Origin of the sequence: Niastella vici (assembly GCF_002077945.1) — a bacterium.
GTDB lineage: Bacteria > Bacteroidota > Bacteroidia > Chitinophagales > Chitinophagaceae > Niastella > Niastella vici.
This window is the reverse complement of the sequence record NZ_LVYD01000013.1, coordinates 1-16,586: the sequence shown is the minus strand read 5'-3', so window position 1 is coordinate 16,586 and position 16,586 is coordinate 1. Positions and strand designations below refer to the sequence as shown.

The 16,586-nt window shown below is 37.0% G+C and carries 17 protein-coding genes; 3 read left to right on the top strand and 14 right to left on the bottom strand.

What is annotated here, in order from left to right:
• Nucleotides 1-9 precede the first annotated feature (9 nt).
• From A3860_RS05585 to A3860_RS05520, 14 genes are all read right to left on the bottom strand, one after another.
• A complete protein-coding gene (locus tag A3860_RS05585) occupies nt 10-1,509 on the bottom strand; it encodes a hydrogenase large subunit (RefSeq protein WP_081145569.1) in 1,500 nt (499 codons plus the stop codon).
• 1 nt (nt 1,510) lies between these two features.
• Complete coding sequence (locus tag A3860_RS05580) at nt 1,511-2,860, bottom strand: complex I subunit 5 family protein (RefSeq protein ID WP_158085148.1); 1,350 nt, start codon at nt 2,858-2,860, stop codon at nt 1,511-1,513.
• 87 nt (nt 2,861-2,947) lie between these two features.
• A complete protein-coding gene (locus A3860_RS05575; protein WP_081145567.1) occupies nt 2,948-3,577 on the bottom strand; it encodes a hypothetical protein in 630 nt (209 codons plus the stop codon).
• 28 nt (nt 3,578-3,605) lie between these two features.
• Nucleotides 3,606-4,511 carry a respiratory chain complex I subunit 1 family protein gene (locus tag A3860_RS05570; protein WP_081145566.1) on the bottom strand — a complete coding sequence of 302 codons (906 nt, stop codon included), beginning with the start codon at nt 4,509-4,511 and terminating at the stop codon, nt 3,606-3,608.
• A 3-nt stretch (nt 4,512-4,514) separates the two neighbouring features.
• Nucleotides 4,515-6,533 (bottom strand): proton-conducting transporter transmembrane domain-containing protein, encoded by a 2,019-nt coding sequence (locus A3860_RS05565; protein WP_081145565.1) that lies wholly within the window; start codon nt 6,531-6,533, stop codon nt 4,515-4,517.
• The gene (locus A3860_RS05560) at nt 6,533-8,530 is read right to left on the bottom strand and encodes a proton-conducting transporter transmembrane domain-containing protein (protein WP_081145564.1); all 1,998 of its coding nucleotides are present in this window, start codon (nt 8,528-8,530) and stop codon (nt 6,533-6,535) included. The genes A3860_RS05565 and A3860_RS05560 overlap by 1 nt, the downstream gene beginning before the upstream one ends.
• Before the next feature lie 96 nt (nt 8,531-8,626).
• The gene (locus tag A3860_RS05555; protein ID WP_081145563.1) at nt 8,627-8,905 is read right to left on the bottom strand and encodes a hypothetical protein; all 279 of its coding nucleotides are present in this window, start codon (nt 8,903-8,905) and stop codon (nt 8,627-8,629) included.
• 59 nt (nt 8,906-8,964) lie between these two features.
• Nucleotides 8,965-9,261: a hypothetical protein gene (locus tag A3860_RS05550; protein WP_081145562.1), complete on the bottom strand. Its 297-nt coding sequence runs from the start codon at nt 9,259-9,261 to the stop codon at nt 8,965-8,967.
• Between the two features lie 19 nt (nt 9,262-9,280).
• Complete coding sequence (locus tag A3860_RS05545; protein ID WP_081145561.1) at nt 9,281-9,886, bottom strand: methyltransferase domain-containing protein; 606 nt, start codon at nt 9,884-9,886, stop codon at nt 9,281-9,283.
• Between the two features lie 24 nt (nt 9,887-9,910).
• On the bottom strand, nt 9,911-10,243 hold the full coding sequence (locus A3860_RS05540) for a DUF983 domain-containing protein (RefSeq protein WP_317043481.1): 333 nt from the start codon (nt 10,241-10,243) through the stop codon (nt 9,911-9,913).
• A 155-nt stretch (nt 10,244-10,398) separates the two neighbouring features.
• Nucleotides 10,399-10,701 carry a hypothetical protein gene (locus A3860_RS05535; RefSeq protein ID WP_081145560.1) on the bottom strand — a complete coding sequence of 101 codons (303 nt, stop codon included), beginning with the start codon at nt 10,699-10,701 and terminating at the stop codon, nt 10,399-10,401.
• A 140-nt stretch (nt 10,702-10,841) separates the two neighbouring features.
• On the bottom strand, nt 10,842-11,066 hold the full coding sequence (locus A3860_RS05530) for a hypothetical protein (RefSeq protein ID WP_081145559.1): 225 nt from the start codon (nt 11,064-11,066) through the stop codon (nt 10,842-10,844).
• Between the two features lie 61 nt (nt 11,067-11,127).
• Nucleotides 11,128-11,745, bottom strand: coding sequence for a class I SAM-dependent methyltransferase (locus A3860_RS05525; RefSeq protein ID WP_081145558.1), 618 nt, complete (start codon nt 11,743-11,745; stop codon nt 11,128-11,130).
• 11 nt (nt 11,746-11,756) lie between these two features.
• On the bottom strand, nt 11,757-12,158 hold the full coding sequence (locus tag A3860_RS05520; RefSeq protein WP_081145557.1) for a hypothetical protein: 402 nt from the start codon (nt 12,156-12,158) through the stop codon (nt 11,757-11,759).
• 101 nt (nt 12,159-12,259) lie between these two features.
• Here A3860_RS05520 and A3860_RS05515 point away from each other — a divergent pair, with 101 nt between their 5' ends.
• From A3860_RS05515 to A3860_RS05505, 3 genes are all read left to right on the top strand, one after another.
• Complete coding sequence (locus A3860_RS05515) at nt 12,260-12,964, top strand: Crp/Fnr family transcriptional regulator (RefSeq protein WP_081145556.1); 705 nt, start codon at nt 12,260-12,262, stop codon at nt 12,962-12,964.
• A gap of 975 nt (nt 12,965-13,939) precedes the next feature.
• The gene (locus A3860_RS05510; protein WP_158085147.1) at nt 13,940-15,361 is read left to right on the top strand and encodes a TlpA family protein disulfide reductase; all 1,422 of its coding nucleotides are present in this window, start codon (nt 13,940-13,942) and stop codon (nt 15,359-15,361) included.
• A 164-nt stretch (nt 15,362-15,525) separates the two neighbouring features.
• Nucleotides 15,526-16,473: an NmrA/HSCARG family protein gene (locus A3860_RS05505; protein ID WP_081145554.1), complete on the top strand. Its 948-nt coding sequence runs from the start codon at nt 15,526-15,528 to the stop codon at nt 16,471-16,473.
• The last annotated feature ends 113 nt before the right edge of the window (nt 16,474-16,586 follow it).

Below are 16,586 nucleotides of genomic sequence, written 5' to 3'. Positions count from 1 at the left end.
GTTTTAGTTTTATAGATCATGACCACAATAAGACAGATCAAAGCTTTTGTTGCAAATAGGGAAATCAGAGATTTCATTATTCCGAACGGCCAATGCTGTTGCCAGCCAATTATGAAACGATGGATCTTTTATTTTATAATGCACCAATTCACCTATTTCATCTGTAACAGCACAATGGCAAATTTCACCTCTCCAGCCTTCTACTAATGAAATAGCGAATGAATCTGGTGCAGGATATCCAGAAAGACCAATTCTATGCTTGCCCATCGGTATGTCTTGGATTAGCTCTCTTACATATTCAATAGATTGATTGATTTCTTTCTTCCGCATCCGTGCTCTAGAGTAAACATCGCCTTGCTTCTTAATTACCGGCTGATGTTGTAACTCATAATATAAATCATGAGGATGTGAAGAACGGATATCCCTTTTAATCCCACTCATTCTAGCCGACATGCCAACCGTTCCAATCATAGCTGCTTGCTCTGCCGTTACAACTCCTGTTTTTTCAAAGCGAGCTAATACACTTGGCAAACTAAATTGCTCTTCAGCGATTTCTTCGAAATCTTTTTCATAGTCGTCCAGTAGTTGAGTAAGCTCCCCCATTAATGCTTCAGTAAGCGGGTAATTATTTTTACCAGCGCGGATCAATCCTTTCGCCAAACGGTTGCCACACCATTTTTGAAAATAGTTAATAACCGGTGTTCTCAATCTGCCAAATACTGCGCTGCCGAGTTGATAACCGACATCGGTACACATTGCGCTTAAATCACCGGTGTGAATAGCAATTCGTTCTAATTCCAGAGCAATGGTTCTGGCCAATTGCAAATCCCTGTCTGCATGATAGTTGCATAAACTTTCCCAAAGGTTTACAAAGGCAACCCCATGCGACGCTACGGAATCACCTGCAATATTTTCAGCCAAAGTCGTACGTTGCAGCAATTTTTTTCTTTCAAGGAATAATCGCTCAATTCCCCTGTGCTGGTAACCTAATTGTATCTCCAGGTGAAGAATCTGTTCGCCATTGCAGATAAAACGGAAATGGCCCGGCTCAATAATACCCGCATGTATGGGGCCCACACCCACTTCGTGTAATTCCTCGCTCTCAATTTTGAAAAAAGGATAGTCTGCTACTCTCAGGCTTTTGTTAAACCGGTTGAAGGGAAATCGTACGGGTTTTAACCAGGGATGGTCTACATATTGTGTTCCAAAATTTTCATGAATTTCCCTTTCATATTTTTCGAATGCAAGATTATGCTTTGTAAAAGAAGGAAGCTGAGCCTGGCTATCCACTATACTTGATGAAATATTTATTGTATGTAAGTCGTCATTCGCGATACAGCAGATTAATTTGATCTTACCTTTGTAAGGATATCCAAAATAATTTACACAATGAGAACTATTTGCTTTTATCATCGAGGATACATTGAACTCCAGGAATGAGGAATAAGATAATTCCGGGATAGCGGAGATACGAATAGTTTCATTATTTCCTATACTTATATAACTCATATTAATGCGGTATATTTTTTATAGTTTCCTGAATTAATGTTACAAACTGTTGCGGCGGAATTAATCCCAGGTAAACAACCAGCCCAAGTAAAATGAATTGAGAAAGAGATTCAAACGGGTTTATTTTTTTAACGCCTTCTTCCTTAAAATCAACAGCAGGTGTGAAAAGAAGTTTAAATATATTTTTACCAAAAGACCAAATGATAATTGTCAACAGGAACATTACAACAATTAGTATCCACAAATAATTTGATTCAAACAAGGAGCGAAAAATCATAAACTCGCTAATGAATAAACCCGACGGCGGCATGGCTGTTGCAAAAAAGAAAGCCAGCAGCATAACAATTGACCCCGTAACATTATATTTAAAATAGTTGCCTGCATCATAGATGCTCTTGCTTTGATAAATGCGATAGATCTGACCTTGCTGGAAGAAAAGGCTTGACTTAATGAAAGAATGTAATACAATATGCAGTATAGCTGCATAATTCCCTACTCCTCCTGCTGCAAGACCTAGCATAATTATGCCTGCATGTTCAATACTGGAATAGGCAAACATTCTTTTAATATTTTTGACCTTTGTCATGTAAACGGTTGCTACAAAAATGGAAAGCAGGGCCGCGATGATTATCACATGACTCGCCCATTGGTGAATAGAGGAATTTACAGTCACTATATAAGAACGAAAAATACCAACGAAACCGACATTCATCAAAACACTGGAGAGTAATGCACCGGCAGGAGACGGGGCCTTATCCTTTGCATCTATGCCAGCAGTGTACATAGGAACCAACCCTAACTTGGCAGTGAATCCTGTAAAGATGAAAATGAAAGCCAATCTAAGCCAGAATGCATTTAGTTCCCGAGCTTTATTCAAAAGGTTCGAAAAAGAAAGATCATCAGTACCTGCCTTCGGTAAAGAAAAACTTAAAAACAATATGCCAATGAAAACAAGCGTAATACTGATGGCACAAACAAAAACGTATTTCCAGGTACCTTCCAGGGAACGGTTATTCCTGCGGTGATAAATTAGTGCAGAGGCACTTAGCGTGGTTAATTCAACAAAAATCCAGGTAACGGCGATATGGTTGGAAAGATAAGCAGCGCTTATTGAAGTTAATAAGGCAATCATCGCAGCAAAATAGATAGCAGTATGTTTGGGGTTATCCTGCTTTGTTCCCAAATAAACATAACTGTGGTAAAAAGCCGGGATGCTGATAATGCACAATGTTATAAGAAGGAGCACCCCCAATGAGTCAGCCGTGAAATAAGTTAATTCAATTGTATTGATATGCAGATATTCATAAATTGTAAACCCAATCTGCAATAGTACAAACGCTATTACGAGCATATTTTTTAACGCCCGGTTCCTGTTAAAAAGCAATAATCCACTTATTAAAAATGCACATGATAAATATATTCCGGTCATACTTTGATATTAATCTTTCAGATTTTTTAATTGGTCAACATCAACATCTTTCAGTACATCACCAATCCTGTTCGCAAAAACTCCCAGTAAAAAAATGCTGGCGAAAATGTCAAGCAAAATACCCAGGTTTACCAGCACAGGCATTTCATTTCCCAGAGCCACCGATAAAATAAACACTCCGTTTTCGATGACGAGATACCCTATGATGTGAGTGATTATTTTACTTCTTGTAACAATAATATATAATCCTGCAAATAGCGTTGAAAGAGCTACCACAAAATATATTTTACTAATGCGGGTATCAGTGATAGAATTGGATAAAACGAAAGTAGCAATGATAATAAGTGTAATGATGATTAGCGATACAAAGTTGGGAACAAAAGGTTCTGCATCACGGGTTATTCTATTCCTTTTCATGGTATAGTTCATAAATAAAGGAATAACAATTGCCTTTACTGCAATTGTTTCAAAAAGTACAAAAGTGAGGTTGATTGCATTAATTTCGATTAACTCAATAAAAGCGATACCAAAAAGCAATACGCCCTGAAATGCGAGGATTTTTATGTAAGTAATCAATCGATGGGCTATACTTAGGTATAACAGTGAAATGGTAAATATTATCAGTAATACGTTTGTCATTATTATTATTGACTTGTTATTTTGGTTGTTAGCTGAATTGACCTAAAATCAATAGTACCCCTAAGAAAATCAATAGGGAAACCGATGATAGTGCCAGTATATATTGGGCATTATGATTCATCCGGAATCTTGCCGTAAAAGACTCAAGTAATCCGATAGCTATTGCAAAAAGCATCTGCATTCCGAAAAATATGGGTATAGTAAGATACAAAGGAAAAGTACCCATAAACAAGTTTGCAATTAAAGCGCCGTACATGGCAAATTTCAAGTTAGTAGCATATAAAATCATTCCCAGGTCGAAACCACTATTATCAAGTATCATTACTTCATGGATCATTGTAAGTTCAAGGTGAGTTGTAGGGTCGTCAATCGGCATACGACTGTTTTCCACCATTGTAATCATGACCAGTACAAAGGTGGCTAAAACGCCGAGAATGTAGGATATATAAGAACCAAAATGCAGTGAAGCAAATATTTGTTGAAAGGAAGTATGACCTGTGAGAAGGGTTAAGGAACCCATCAATATAAAAAAAGCAGGTTCTGCAAACATAGAAAATAATGCTTCCCTGCTTGCCCCCATTCCTTCAAAGCTACTGCCAGTATCTAATGCAGAGATAATATTGAAAAACTTACCTACCCCCAACACATAAGCAAAAAATACAAAATCTCCTTTAAACGATATTATTCCTTTGTATCCGCCGAAAGGAATGATCATGATAGCCATGATAACAGAGGTAATATATATGCTGGGTGCAATCTGAAAAATAAAACTGGTGGTTTTGCTATACACAGAGCCTTTTTTTAACAGACGAATTATATCTTTTATCGGTTGGAAAATACCAGGGCCTTTACGACCGGAAGTAATACTTTTTGTCCGAATAATGATTCCACCGAAGAACAGGCTTGTGATAATTATTAAAATAAAACTTATCATCCTTCAGAGCTTGTTTAAAAATTGAAATAACGCTTTTAAATATTCAACCAAAAAAGGAATTCCCAGCATCAACGTGATAAAAACAACACCGTATAATATGTAAAACTGTAGATTGCCATTTTGCAAAAAAATAAATTTATTAAAGAATCCCTTTAACACCCGCAAGGGATAATCAATCAACCATTCTTCTGCTTTGTCATAGGGATGTGTTTCTTGCTGCCCATTCTGAGGAAATACACCTTCTATTTCTTTTTTCTTTTTATAAATGGAAAAAAGTGGCTCTGCCAATTTGCGGTAAGCACGAACAAAGGAACCGGCTGTATACTGCATTTTTTCAGTTGAACCAACATACCCGCAACCCCAGGTTGCATTGAATTCAACCGATCTATTTGCTGTCATTCTTTTCCTTATCAAATATATCAGTCCAGCCAATAAAATGAAAGCTGCTGAACATAAACCAATTATTGACAGGGCATCCCCTGCAGGTAGATGGCTTGACGGAAAATGATTGACAGCAAATAAAGAAACCGGTTTAGAAAAAGCAGTAATAATAAATTTAGGGAACAAGCCAATTGCTATTATTAACAAAACTATGCCATACATTGGGATCAATTTCCCTATAACAGCTTCTTTGGGAGTTTGGTGAAAATGGTGGCGGGCCGTACCTAAAAAGACCGAACCGAAAGCTTTTGTAAAACATAACATGGCTAATCCACCGATTAATGCCAATCCAAAAAGTCCGCATACTATCCATGAAAGTAAAACTTTGTCGGAACCACGCAGTCCGGTAAACAGACCATTGTAAATTAGAAATTCAGAAACAAATCCATTGAAAGGGGGTAGTCCACAGATAGCAAGAGAAGCAATTAAAAATAAAAAGGTAGTATGAGACATTTGTTTACCCATACCGCCCAACTTTTCAATATCCATAGTGTGAGCAGCCTGGTATACATTACCAGCGCAATAAAATAAAAGTGATTTAAAAAGAGAGTGGTTTAACGTATGCAGCAATGCACCCGTAAATCCAACGATGGATAAGATATTATTTCCTTTTCCTATTCCTATACATCCCAGACTTATTCCTATTCCAATGATACCGATATTTTCAATACTGCTATAAGCAAGTAACCGTTTTAAGTTGTGTTGAATGATGGCAAGCATCACTCCATAAATTCCAGTGAGGAGTGAAATAAACAGAATTATATAGCCGATTACCAGGTAATCGCTTTTTATTTGTAATAGCATTCTCAAAATTCCATAGATGCCAATTTTAATAATCACTCCCGACATTACACCCGATACATGAGAAGGGGCTGCCGGATGCGCATAGGGCAGCCAGGTATGGAAAGGAACAAATCCTGCTTTTATGGCAAATCCGATGAAGAAACAAAAGAATAAAACAACACCGGCGAGTAACGGATTATTTGTGGAGTAAACGGTAATAGCTCTGAAATCAAATGAATCCATTTTTAACGCTACCCATATAAAACCAAGCATCAAAAACATAATGCAGATATGCGACTGGATTAAAAAGTTTATTCCTGCATTTAACGTCTCCCTTTTATTATGCTCAAAAATGATCAACATAAAAGATGATAAAGCCATTATTTCCCAGGCAATAAGAAATACAATAGTGTTTTGTAATGAACAAATGCTGTTAAGACTTGCCTGAAGAAGTATAAAGCTGATACAATGAAGTGAGAGATTGGCTTTCTGATCCCGGTAAACTTTCATATACTGCAAGCCATATAAAGCGCCCGTGAGAAAAGTGAAATTGATAATCAGGATAAAGAAACCTGACAAAGCATCAGCCCTCAAAGGAATTTTTCCGGTAACTGATGAGCCCCTAAAGAAATATTCAATTTGTTTTCCATGCATTGCCTCAATCGCTATAATACTACTTAAAATAGCGAGTAAAACTACAGTCATTACAGTAACTAAACCCTTCCATCTGACATTTATAAATGGAACAAGCAGGATGCTTAACAAGGTAGTTAATATGAACGCTGTAATAATTTCCATTAGATAATATTAAAAATCGTTCCTAAAAACACAAGAACAATAAAAAAAATACCATACAGGATATATGATTGGATCTTTCCGTTTTGAATGAACTGAAAATAATCCAGAAAGTACAGAAGCTGGCTAACGGTGCGGTTGAAGATTCTTGTCATAAAAAAATCGTTGTAATTTGATGAGTATTTTCTTTCTGCAGGAAATATTTCATTTACCTGAATTTTTTTATACTTTTTCTTTTCTATTACAACAAAGCTAAGCAGTTTTCCAAGAGAATTTGAATAGGATTTACCTGAGTACTGCATCCTTGGGGAAGGCGCAGTATATCCGCAGCGCCAGGTTGAATCTACGGAAACAGGATGGCTTCGCGTAACCCTTGTTCTTATAAAATATATTAAAATCAATAACAAAATGAATAACAAGGTAAACTTTCCAATAGCCGATATACTACCAAGTAATGATGCTGGCATTACTTCATTTATTGAAGTAACTGATGGTGTAAAACTTGAAACGATTCCCTGTACAATTGATAAATATAATTGTGGCAACAATCCTATTGAAAGCATAATTGCTAAAATGAAGTACTGTGGTAACCGCATAATCCAACCGGCCTCCCTGGGACGCTGATGAAAATAAGTACGAGGAACACCTAGAAATATTGTTCCAAAACTTTTTGTGAAAGTAAGCATGGAGATTCCACCGATAATTGCCAACCCTGTCAAAGAAGATACCATCAGGATCACGTAAGTATTGCCGATGGAATTAATTCCTGTTATAAGGCTACTGTATAAAAGAAATTCTGATACAAACCCGTTGAAAGGAGGAAGGCCGCTAATGGCTAGTGCCCCCATTAAGAATAACATGGCTGATTGTGGCATAGTATGAATCAATCCACCGAGTTTCTCCATATCCGTTGTCTGCGTCTGCTGATGAACGAAACCTGCATTAAAAAAAAGCAATGATTTAAAAAGCGAATGATTCAGTGTATGTAAAAGTGCCGCTGTAAACCCTAAGATTTGTAACAGCATATTCCCATTACCCATTCCTATCAATCCAAGCCCGATGCCAATACCAATAATACCTATGTTTTCAATAGTACAATAAGCAAGCATTCTCTTATAATCCCGAAGTACTGCTGCATTTAAAACCCCATAAAGGCCGGTAAGCACTGAAATAACAATAACAATTTCTCCAATGATCGTAAAATCCTGCCTTAGCAAAAGCACAATCCTGAATATTCCATAAATCCCCAACTTAACTATAACCCCTGACATAACACCAGAGATATGCGAAGGGGCTGCGGGGTGTGCTTGTGGCAACCATGAATGTAAGGGAATAAATTCTGCTTTTATGCCAAAGCCAATAAAGAATAAAAGGAACAGCCCAAGGTTTGAATGAGATGAAAAGAAGTTTTTAATGGAACTAAATTCAAAAGAGCCTTCCGAAAAATAAACCCAAATAAAAGCAGTCGTCAGGAAAAGCACACCGATGTGCATTTGTACAAGGTAATTTATTCCTGCCTTGAGTGTAGATTTATTCTGATGTTCAAAGATGACAAGCAAAAAGGATGACAGGGACATTAATTCCCAAACGATCAGAAATGCTAACCCATTCTGCGCCATGCATACCCAAAGCATTGAAGACTGAAACAATAAATATAACATCCAATGCATGGAAAGATTTGATCGTTGCTGATGATACGGCTGCATGTATCCTATACCGTAAAACGCACCATTAATGCACGTTAAATTGATGATAAGAATAAACCATGAAGACAGCCTGTCTAAATGAAAAATAATATTACCAAATACATTGGTTTTACAAGTGATAATATCAATACAATCTCCCGAAAGTACCTTCACCGCAGGAACGCAAGAGGCGATGGCTATTAAGAAAACAAAAATAAAATTAACTCTTGCTCTCAGGTAATGTGGCAATAACGGAATAGAAATAATCCCAGCCACCAGCAATAAAATGGATATAAAAAACAATGATTCAGTCATAGATATCGATACAAAAAGTTTTATTTGCCGGCATTCTCATATCGAGGATAGATTAAATTCGGGTATCATTCGGATTAAAAACGGGCGTATAATTCATTATTTGGCAGTAACATTGATTTGTTGCCTGATGTAATCAAATTGTTTCCTTGCCAATTTAATATTAGTCCATTGCTGCGCATTATGATCTATTGGACTAAATTCTCCTAAATGATGAATTGTTTTTGTCACAAATCTGGTAATAATGTAGCCATTAACTTTGTGATCTTTCAGACTCTTCATAGCAACGTCTATAAAGCGTGTAACTTCATCCGGAGATTGGGCAAATAAAATTTTAGTAATAAGCTTACATCGGTATTCATCAATAGTAAGTGGCATAAGAATAATCTGTTTTTAAAATTAAAATTCAATGCTCCTTTTTTGTAAGCCTTCTAAACTTAAAGCCCAGTTGTCTTTACCCAGTTTTTGACGGATGGCATTTCCAAAAGGGTGTTTATAAAACCGTAAGCATACTTATAATTAGCGCCAATGAGTGTTCCTTTATTTGATTCAATTAATAAACCAAGATGTTTGATTAATTCTTTAAGGTAGGTTTCAAGGACTAATTCACTACACCCTTGCTCAAAATGCTTTCTGATATTGCTAACAACCACTGCTTCACAAGCTTTATTTCCTTCCGCCTTTTTGAGGTAATGCACAATTTGCTGCATTTCATAATAAAAGTTAATAGGCATATTTCTTTAACTTTTACATTCACATTTTTATCCAAAGTTTTAATAATCCATTGGCATGTGCTTCGACCTTTTGATAACCCGGTGGTATCTCATCATCCCAACTACAGTAGGTCGCCACTTTTGTGCCTGGAGGCATTGTATCCAATTGCTTATTTAAATAGATACTATAATAATGATACAATTCGGATGTATAAGCTATACTGTCATCAATTTTATCTGTACCTGGAAGATTTTCAAAAAAAGAATTATAAAAATAAAACCCCTCAAATTCTTTTAAATCCAGCTGCGTGAAGTTTCTGTATATAAATTCCACATTAGATATTCCTAACTTCTCCTTAGCTGATTGAGCTTGTTCTATTAAACTTTGCCTTTGTTCTACGCCATAAAAAAAAGCTAATGGATTATAATAAGCACCAGCTAAACAAAATTTTCCTGAACCACTTCCAATATCAAGTATTCTTGCCTGTTTTTTGTTTGAAAGAAATGTTACAGCTTTATAAATTATATTTAATGGTGACCAATGCTGTTTGTCGAGCTGTTGAATTGATTCTGGAAATAATTGGCAAAAACTTTGCTCGCTTTTGAAAATATGGTCAAGGTATCGAGAAGTAGGAACAAAAGGCATATTAATGTAGTTTACAATCTTTAATTAATCATTCACCTTTATTTCATCAATCTCGGGATCTTCAGGTTTTTCAGCTTCCCAATTTGTATTATAACGAACAAAAAATGACAGCCATATTGCTCTTGACAAGCGCATTAAATAAGGTTGAAGTACTATTAACAGAATTATATTAAACCCCAACCACCAAAAAAATCTATTGTCATTTACCGACATTCCTATTAATACCCACCAGGCAACAAAAGAGGTTACTGATAGAGCAACTGTTAGTGCATAACTCACATATGCGGTTCCATAATAAAATCCTACTTCTAATTCGAAAATCTGGTTACAAACAGGGCATTTATCATTCATTTTCATGAATTTCTTCAGATTGCAGGAATTATTTACCTGAAACATTCCGCCTTTTCTGCATCGCGAACACCTATGTGTTAACAAGCCCTGTACATAACTAGGTCGATTATATTTTTTATCTACATGCATAATTTTTGCTTCGAGTATGCTATTCATCTACTTTAAAATTTCAGATCATATAGTTTTATCCAGTTATTCCACTTGGGTGTTTTTAAAAGTTCGTTGATAAATCCGCTCGCATATTTAAAATTGATATAATCTATGTCGCCTTGTTTTGAAGCAATTACATCTTCCATATATGTGGAAGTTTGTTTTAGATATTGTTCTATATTCAATTCATCGCATCCCTTGTACAAATGCTTTTCTATGTTTCTAACAATTATCTTTTCGCAGGCTAAATAACCCTCCACTTTTTTCAGATGATTGGATATTTCACTAATTTCGTTTTCAAAGTTTATTGGCATTATTTGGTCGTTTGGTTAATCATATTTTCATCCAAAACTTTAATGAAGTATCGGCTTTTGCTTCTACTAAATGATAGCTAGACGGCACTTCACCATCCAGGCTATGAAAGGTTGCCAATCTTGTTCCAATTGGCAGTTGTTCAAGTTGATGCGGCTAAACTAAATTTTCCTACGCCACTTCCTAGATCCAGCACATTAACATCTTCTTCAGAGGTTAAAAATTCTACTACCATTTGGACAATATGCAAGGGAGTCCAGTGCTGCCCTGATAATAATTGAATACCCTGAGGGTATAGGTTATGAAATTGAGCGTCTGAGCTAAACCAGTTGTCTAAATACAGTCTTGAAGCAGCTTCAGAGTTCATAAAATGGTTTCCTTACTGAAAATAACGGGCATTAAATGCAAATGTTAGTAGATTCCTCCCTTCATATTTTTATCCAAAATTTTAATAGTTTGCCAACATACGCCTCAACTACCTGATAGCTCGATGGTATTTCGCCTTCAAGGCTATGAAAAGTTGCCAGCCTTGTTCCTGCAGGCATTTCTTCCAGTTTTTTATAAAGTTGTTTATTATAATAATCGTACAATTGTGGCGAGCATGTTATCGTGTTGTCAATTTTTTCTGTATCCGCCAGATTCTCGTAAAATGAGTTATAAAAATAAAAATGGTCGTACTGTTTAAAATCGAGTTGAGTTAGATTCTGATTTAAAAAATATACATTCCCTAAGCCAAGAATATTCCTTGCCGTTTCAGCGTGAGCGACTAAATGCTTGCGCTGTTCAACTCCATAAAAAATTGCACCGGGTTTATAATAAGCTCCGGCCAAACAAAATTTTCCTACGCCACTGCCAATATCCAACACTTTTACACCCTCTTTCGGAACAAGAAATTGTGATACCAATTTGGCAATATGTAACGGCGTCCAATGCCTGACAGCCAATAATTGAATAGATTGCGGATATAAATGATGTATTTGGGTATCTGAGTTAAACCAGTGATCCAAAGTATCCGAATTTGAACTAGTATTTATTGTGAAATCCATGAATCTTTGCTTTAGAATTTTCTTTTAGTAAATATTCTGTACTGTTCGGGTTGCAATAATCCTTTTCTTTCATACGGCTGGCTTGGTACTATCAAAGCGACCCAGCCATTATTTTCGGGTTGAGTAAGTAACAAATTATTGCCCTCAGGGAGCAGGGCTTCATTGATACTGACAATTTTTCCATCAACCGGCATATGAATAGAAATCTTGTAATCCTCATAGTGAATAGTGGCTATAACCTCACCCTTTTTCATAACACCCAGCATTTCTGGAAAAAGCATTTGGTGAACCTGTTTTATACCTTTTAATTTGAATTCACAAATTCCAACGTATGCAACAGACCCTTGGTAATCAATCCATTCGTGATCATTTGTGTAATACAGATCACGTTTTACAAATTTAGATTTGCTCATAAAAGCAAAGTTATTTGTGAAACCGAAGAGTTACAATACCATTAAATCATTCTAAAAAATGACTTTTTTCAGTTTTTCGTTATGAAAAAGTAACTTTGGATATGAGTATCAGAGGATTATTTCCTATAGACAAATGGGATTTTAAAAGTGAATCCATCCTCATGAACCTGCCAGATGAGGACTTTGCCATTCTTTCTGCCAATCAAAGTGAACAGCCATATAGTAAAGGAGAGGTGATTTTTAGGGAAGGGGGATATCCAACCGGCATTTTTTATATCAAAGAGGGAAAAGTAAAAAAATACAAATTGATAGATGGAGGCGAACAAATCATATATGTAGCCAATTCTGGCGAATTGATAGGGTATCATGCCGTGTTGTCGGAGGAACGCTTTCCTGATTCTGCAGCTGCTTTAGAGGAAAGTGTTGTTGGATTCATCCCTAAAGAAGATTTTTTCGAAGTATTGCAACGCTCAAATATTTTAAGTCGTCGATTATTAAAGACACTTAGTCACGAATTTACAGTTTTGGCAAATGGTATGACTTTATTTGCACAACGTTCAGTACGAGAGCGTTTAGCTCTACAATTAATAGTGTTACGGGAAAAATATAAAACGAATTTTAAACCTGGGGAGCCTGTTGAGATAAATTTGTCACGTGAGGACCTGGCGAGCTTAGTTGGCACCGCCAAAGAAAACATAGTACGAATCCTTTCTGAATTTAAAGAAAAAGAGATACTGAAAACAAAAGGAAGAAAAATTGTTATATATGATGTAAAAAAATTAATAGAGATTGCAAATTATAAATAGATGTGTGAATCTAAGCTCGTAATATCAGGAGTGTGAATCGGTTTCATTTATAACATTTTGAATTCCCAATTAGTAGAACGAGCATAAAAAAAAGTTATTCAAATGAATAGATCCATACTATTATCGTCTCTTTGAAAAGTCGGATACTTAACCTGTAATATCCACTATTTAAATTGTTGTTGAGAAAATATTAAAGACCAATGGCTGAATCGCAGAAATAAACAGATAATGTATCGCTGAAATAATAGGTAATTACCTCAAAACGACCTCCCATTTCTGCCAATTTAGCTGAAAATGAACGGGAATGCTCTTTATAGATGTTTTATGATAGAGCGTATAGAATCTAATGGAATGACTGCCGCAAATTTTTTCCATAGATTCTCTCCGACTATACTAATCGCTGGAACCAACAATAATTTCTCTGCTGCTCTGTTCCAACATTCTACCGTCCATTGAGCATCTACTCTAAAAAATCCGTGGTGATTATTCCACGCAAAGGAGTATAAAATTTCCATGGGAAAGGAGTACAGAAATTCCACGCAAAGGATAATGTAAAATCCAAGATGGATCGGATTATACACTTTTCACTAAGATGACCGATATTTCAGTCATAATTAGCAAAGATGACCGAAATATCGGTCATTTTATATGAGTCGCTTATAACTACCATGTGCAATTACATTTAATATTTGTCAAACGGTTCAAGATTGCCCATGAACCTGGGCACATCCTCCTCCATCCTTCTTAAACGCCAACAACTTCTGCAAATACTCCGGCTCTCCCGAAAAAGTAACCTCTTTTATATTCCCATAATCATCATATCTATAGAGATGATTTAGAACAAACTATCCTGCTCCGTCCTGCCTGCATTTTTTACTTTATGTGTTGTAAAAACGATTATTTACTGGGATTATATGCTTATTTTTTAGATATTTATCGGAAATGTACCCCCAACCCCTAAAAACTTGTTTGAACATGTTCAAGATCAAACGCTTACTGCTCCTTTGCAGTTTGCAACTATGTATGTTCTTTGGAATAGCCCAAACCATTACAGTTATTAAAGGAATAGTACTTCACCCCGTAAATGATTTCATAATTGTTTCAGTAGACGGTTTGCTGGAAAACAGGAAAGATTCTGTACTCGTGAGCGATGCCGGCTACTTCAAACAGGAAATTACCTTAGAAAAGGGAAGCTACGTCACTATAAACTTTATAAACCAGGACTTGCGTTTTCCTGTGTTACCTGGAGACAGCATTGATCTAACACTTGACGAATCACTTTTAACCTATAACCTGACGGCCAGCAATCCACAACGAAAAAGGGAAATAACAGCGGTGATTGACAATTCCGCCTTATTCGAAGGCCGGCTTGAAGAAATTAATGCTGCTGCTGAAAAAAGATCAGACAGTTTACTGAATGTTATTTACAACCAGCAGTTAAAAGATTACCTGCAACGAATTCAACAGCCCTCTCCCAGTACTAAAGAAACAATGCTCGAAATATACTCCAGGCATCTGACGTATTGGCTCTTGTATAACCCGGTTTGCGCGCTAAAGGCTAATGAAAAAATAATCGGAAAAGAGCTATATAATAAATTCGCCTCCCTTCTACCTTCAGAAAAGGAATATCTTTCCCTGAACGAACCGCTGTTTTACGCTTCAGACTATTACCGTCGTTTTTTGCTAAATTTTAAGAACATAGATCCACTCCTTGCAAAAACTATAACATCAGACAGTACCAGCCTGAACAATACCGTTAATTATCAGGCACGTTACCAAACAATCAATGGAGATGTGCAAATTCCTGTTATCAGAGACTGGCTGATCATGAACCTCATTAAGAATACATACCGGGCCGGTTCTTATGCAGATGCCCTCCAGATCTCTGACGGCTACAAACCTCTTTGCCAAAATTCTGCCATTAAGGAAAGGATAAAAAATATGGACCTGGATTTTGCCAAACTTAAGAATGGCAACCAGGCTCCTGATTTCACCCTGGAAGATATAAACGGCAACCAGGTTTCCCTTTCTGACTTTAAAGGCAAATGGGTGTTTCTTAATTTCTGGTCAGTAACCTGCGGAGCCTGTACCAGGGATTTTATGAAGTACAGTCCCATCATCAATGAAAAGTATAAAGATAAAAACATCGTCTTCCTGAACATATGTTTTGAGGAAGATGCCAATAAATGGCGAAAAAAGGTGGACGAACTACAGATCAATGGCGTTAACGTAATAGCCAGGGGATGGTTCAACCTCAAAATATGCAAAGACTATCAGGCAGATTTCCTGCCACGGACGTTTGTGATCGATAAAGCAGGAAACATAAATGACAATCAACTTCCTTTAGTGAACCTGTCTCAGCTTGATGTGTCCGTTATAAACGAATGGCTACAATAACAGCAGGAGTGCCATCGCGATTGAATCGGGATGGTACTCCTCATTTCTACATTCTTCTCACGATTCCAGTTAAATTCAGCCGCTTCAAAGCCGCACCGGACGATCATATAATAGTTTTCTTTTATTAATGTTTTTACATTAAATTCAGATAGAAAATCTATTATATGCAATCAAAAAAGATAATCACCATATTCGGCGCCACCGGCGCCCAGGGCGGTGGACTCGCCCACGCTATTCTGCAAGATAAAAACAGTTCCTTCGGAGTAAGGGCAGTTACCCGCGACATCAATTCCGATAAAGCAAAAGAATTAGCCCAACTTGGAGCTGAGCTTGTTGTTGCGGATATAGATAATCGACAGTCTGTCGAAAATGCGCTCCGCGGTGCTTATGGTGCCTTTTTCGTTACTTTTTTCTGGGCGCATTTCTCGGCAGAAAAAGAAAAGGCGGAAGCAGCCATCTTTGTCGAGGCCGCAAAGCAGGCAGATCTGAAACATGTCATCTGGTCTACGTTAGAAGATACACGTGAATACGTTCCCCTCAATGATCAGCGAATGCCTACCATTCATGGTCAGTATAAAGTTCCCCATTTCGATGGCAAAGGAGAATCAGATAAATTGTTTACTGCAGCCGGCATACCCACAACCTTTTTGCTCGCGTCTTTTTACTGGGATAATTTTATCTACTTCGGCGCCGGACCCAAACGGGGTGAGGACGGCAGATTAGCGCTTACGCTTCCGATAGGCAATGCAAAGATGGCGGGCATTGCCGCCGAGGACATTGGCAAATGTGCATATGGCATTTTCAAAAAAGGAACTGAAATGGTGGGTAAAAGAATTGGCATAGCTGGTGAACATTTAACCGGAAACGAGTTGGCCGAAGGGTTGAGCAAGGCGTTGGGAGAGCAGGTCGTTTACAATAAAATTCCCGCAGATGTATACAGAGGTTTTGGCTTTCCCGGCGCTGATGACCTTGGAAATATGTTCCAGTTTTACGACGAGTTCGAAAAAGAATTAAATAAAACAAGAGACGTTAGTATGTCAAAGCAACTTAACCCAGACCTGCTGACCTTTGAGCAATGGCTTAAGAAATATGCGAGTAAAATCCCTGTTTGACATTATAATTTTCACATTGAAATTTCTTTAAAGCGATTAAACCCTGCACGAACCGGTTTGAAAATTGTTCAGTTAAGGGAGCACTATCGAGTAGGAAGTGAGAGATTAATCCC

Bases quoted from the DNA above. Each gene is read 5' to 3' on its own strand.
- A3860_RS05585 (WP_081145569.1), bottom strand. From the start codon at position 1,509: ATGAGTTATATAAGTATAGGAAATAATGAAACTATTCGTATCTCCGCT.
- A3860_RS05580 (WP_158085148.1), bottom strand. From the start codon at position 2,860: ATGCTCGTAATAGCGTTTGTACTATTGCAGATTGGGTTTACAATTTAT.
- A3860_RS05575 (WP_081145567.1), bottom strand. From the start codon at position 3,577: ATGACAAACGTATTACTGATAATATTTACCATTTCACTGTTATACCTA.
- A3860_RS05570 (WP_081145566.1), bottom strand. From the start codon at position 4,511: ATGATAAGTTTTATTTTAATAATTATCACAAGCCTGTTCTTCGGTGGA.
- A3860_RS05565 (WP_081145565.1), bottom strand. From the start codon at position 6,533: ATGGAAATTATTACAGCGTTCATATTAACTACCTTGTTAAGCATCCTG.
- A3860_RS05560 (WP_081145564.1), bottom strand. From the start codon at position 8,530: ATGACTGAATCATTGTTTTTTATATCCATTTTATTGCTGGTGGCTGGG.
- A3860_RS05555 (WP_081145563.1), bottom strand. From the start codon at position 8,905: ATGCCACTTACTATTGATGAATACCGATGTAAGCTTATTACTAAAATT.
- A3860_RS05550 (WP_081145562.1), bottom strand. From the start codon at position 9,261: ATGCCTATTAACTTTTATTATGAAATGCAGCAAATTGTGCATTACCTC.
- A3860_RS05545 (WP_081145561.1), bottom strand. From the start codon at position 9,886: ATGCCTTTTGTTCCTACTTCTCGATACCTTGACCATATTTTCAAAAGC.
- A3860_RS05540 (WP_317043481.1), bottom strand. From the start codon at position 10,243: ATGAAAATGAATGATAAATGCCCTGTTTGTAACCAGATTTTCGAATTA.
- A3860_RS05535 (WP_081145560.1), bottom strand. From the start codon at position 10,701: ATGCCAATAAACTTTGAAAACGAAATTAGTGAAATATCCAATCATCTG.
- A3860_RS05530 (WP_081145559.1), bottom strand. From the start codon at position 11,066: ATGAACTCTGAAGCTGCTTCAAGACTGTATTTAGACAACTGGTTTAGC.
- A3860_RS05525 (WP_081145558.1), bottom strand. From the start codon at position 11,745: ATGGATTTCACAATAAATACTAGTTCAAATTCGGATACTTTGGATCAC.
- A3860_RS05520 (WP_081145557.1), bottom strand. From the start codon at position 12,158: ATGAGCAAATCTAAATTTGTAAAACGTGATCTGTATTACACAAATGAT.
- A3860_RS05515 (WP_081145556.1), top strand. From the start codon at position 12,260: ATGAGTATCAGAGGATTATTTCCTATAGACAAATGGGATTTTAAAAGT.
- A3860_RS05510 (WP_158085147.1), top strand. From the start codon at position 13,940: ATGTTCAAGATCAAACGCTTACTGCTCCTTTGCAGTTTGCAACTATGT.
- A3860_RS05505 (WP_081145554.1), top strand. From the start codon at position 15,526: ATGCAATCAAAAAAGATAATCACCATATTCGGCGCCACCGGCGCCCAG.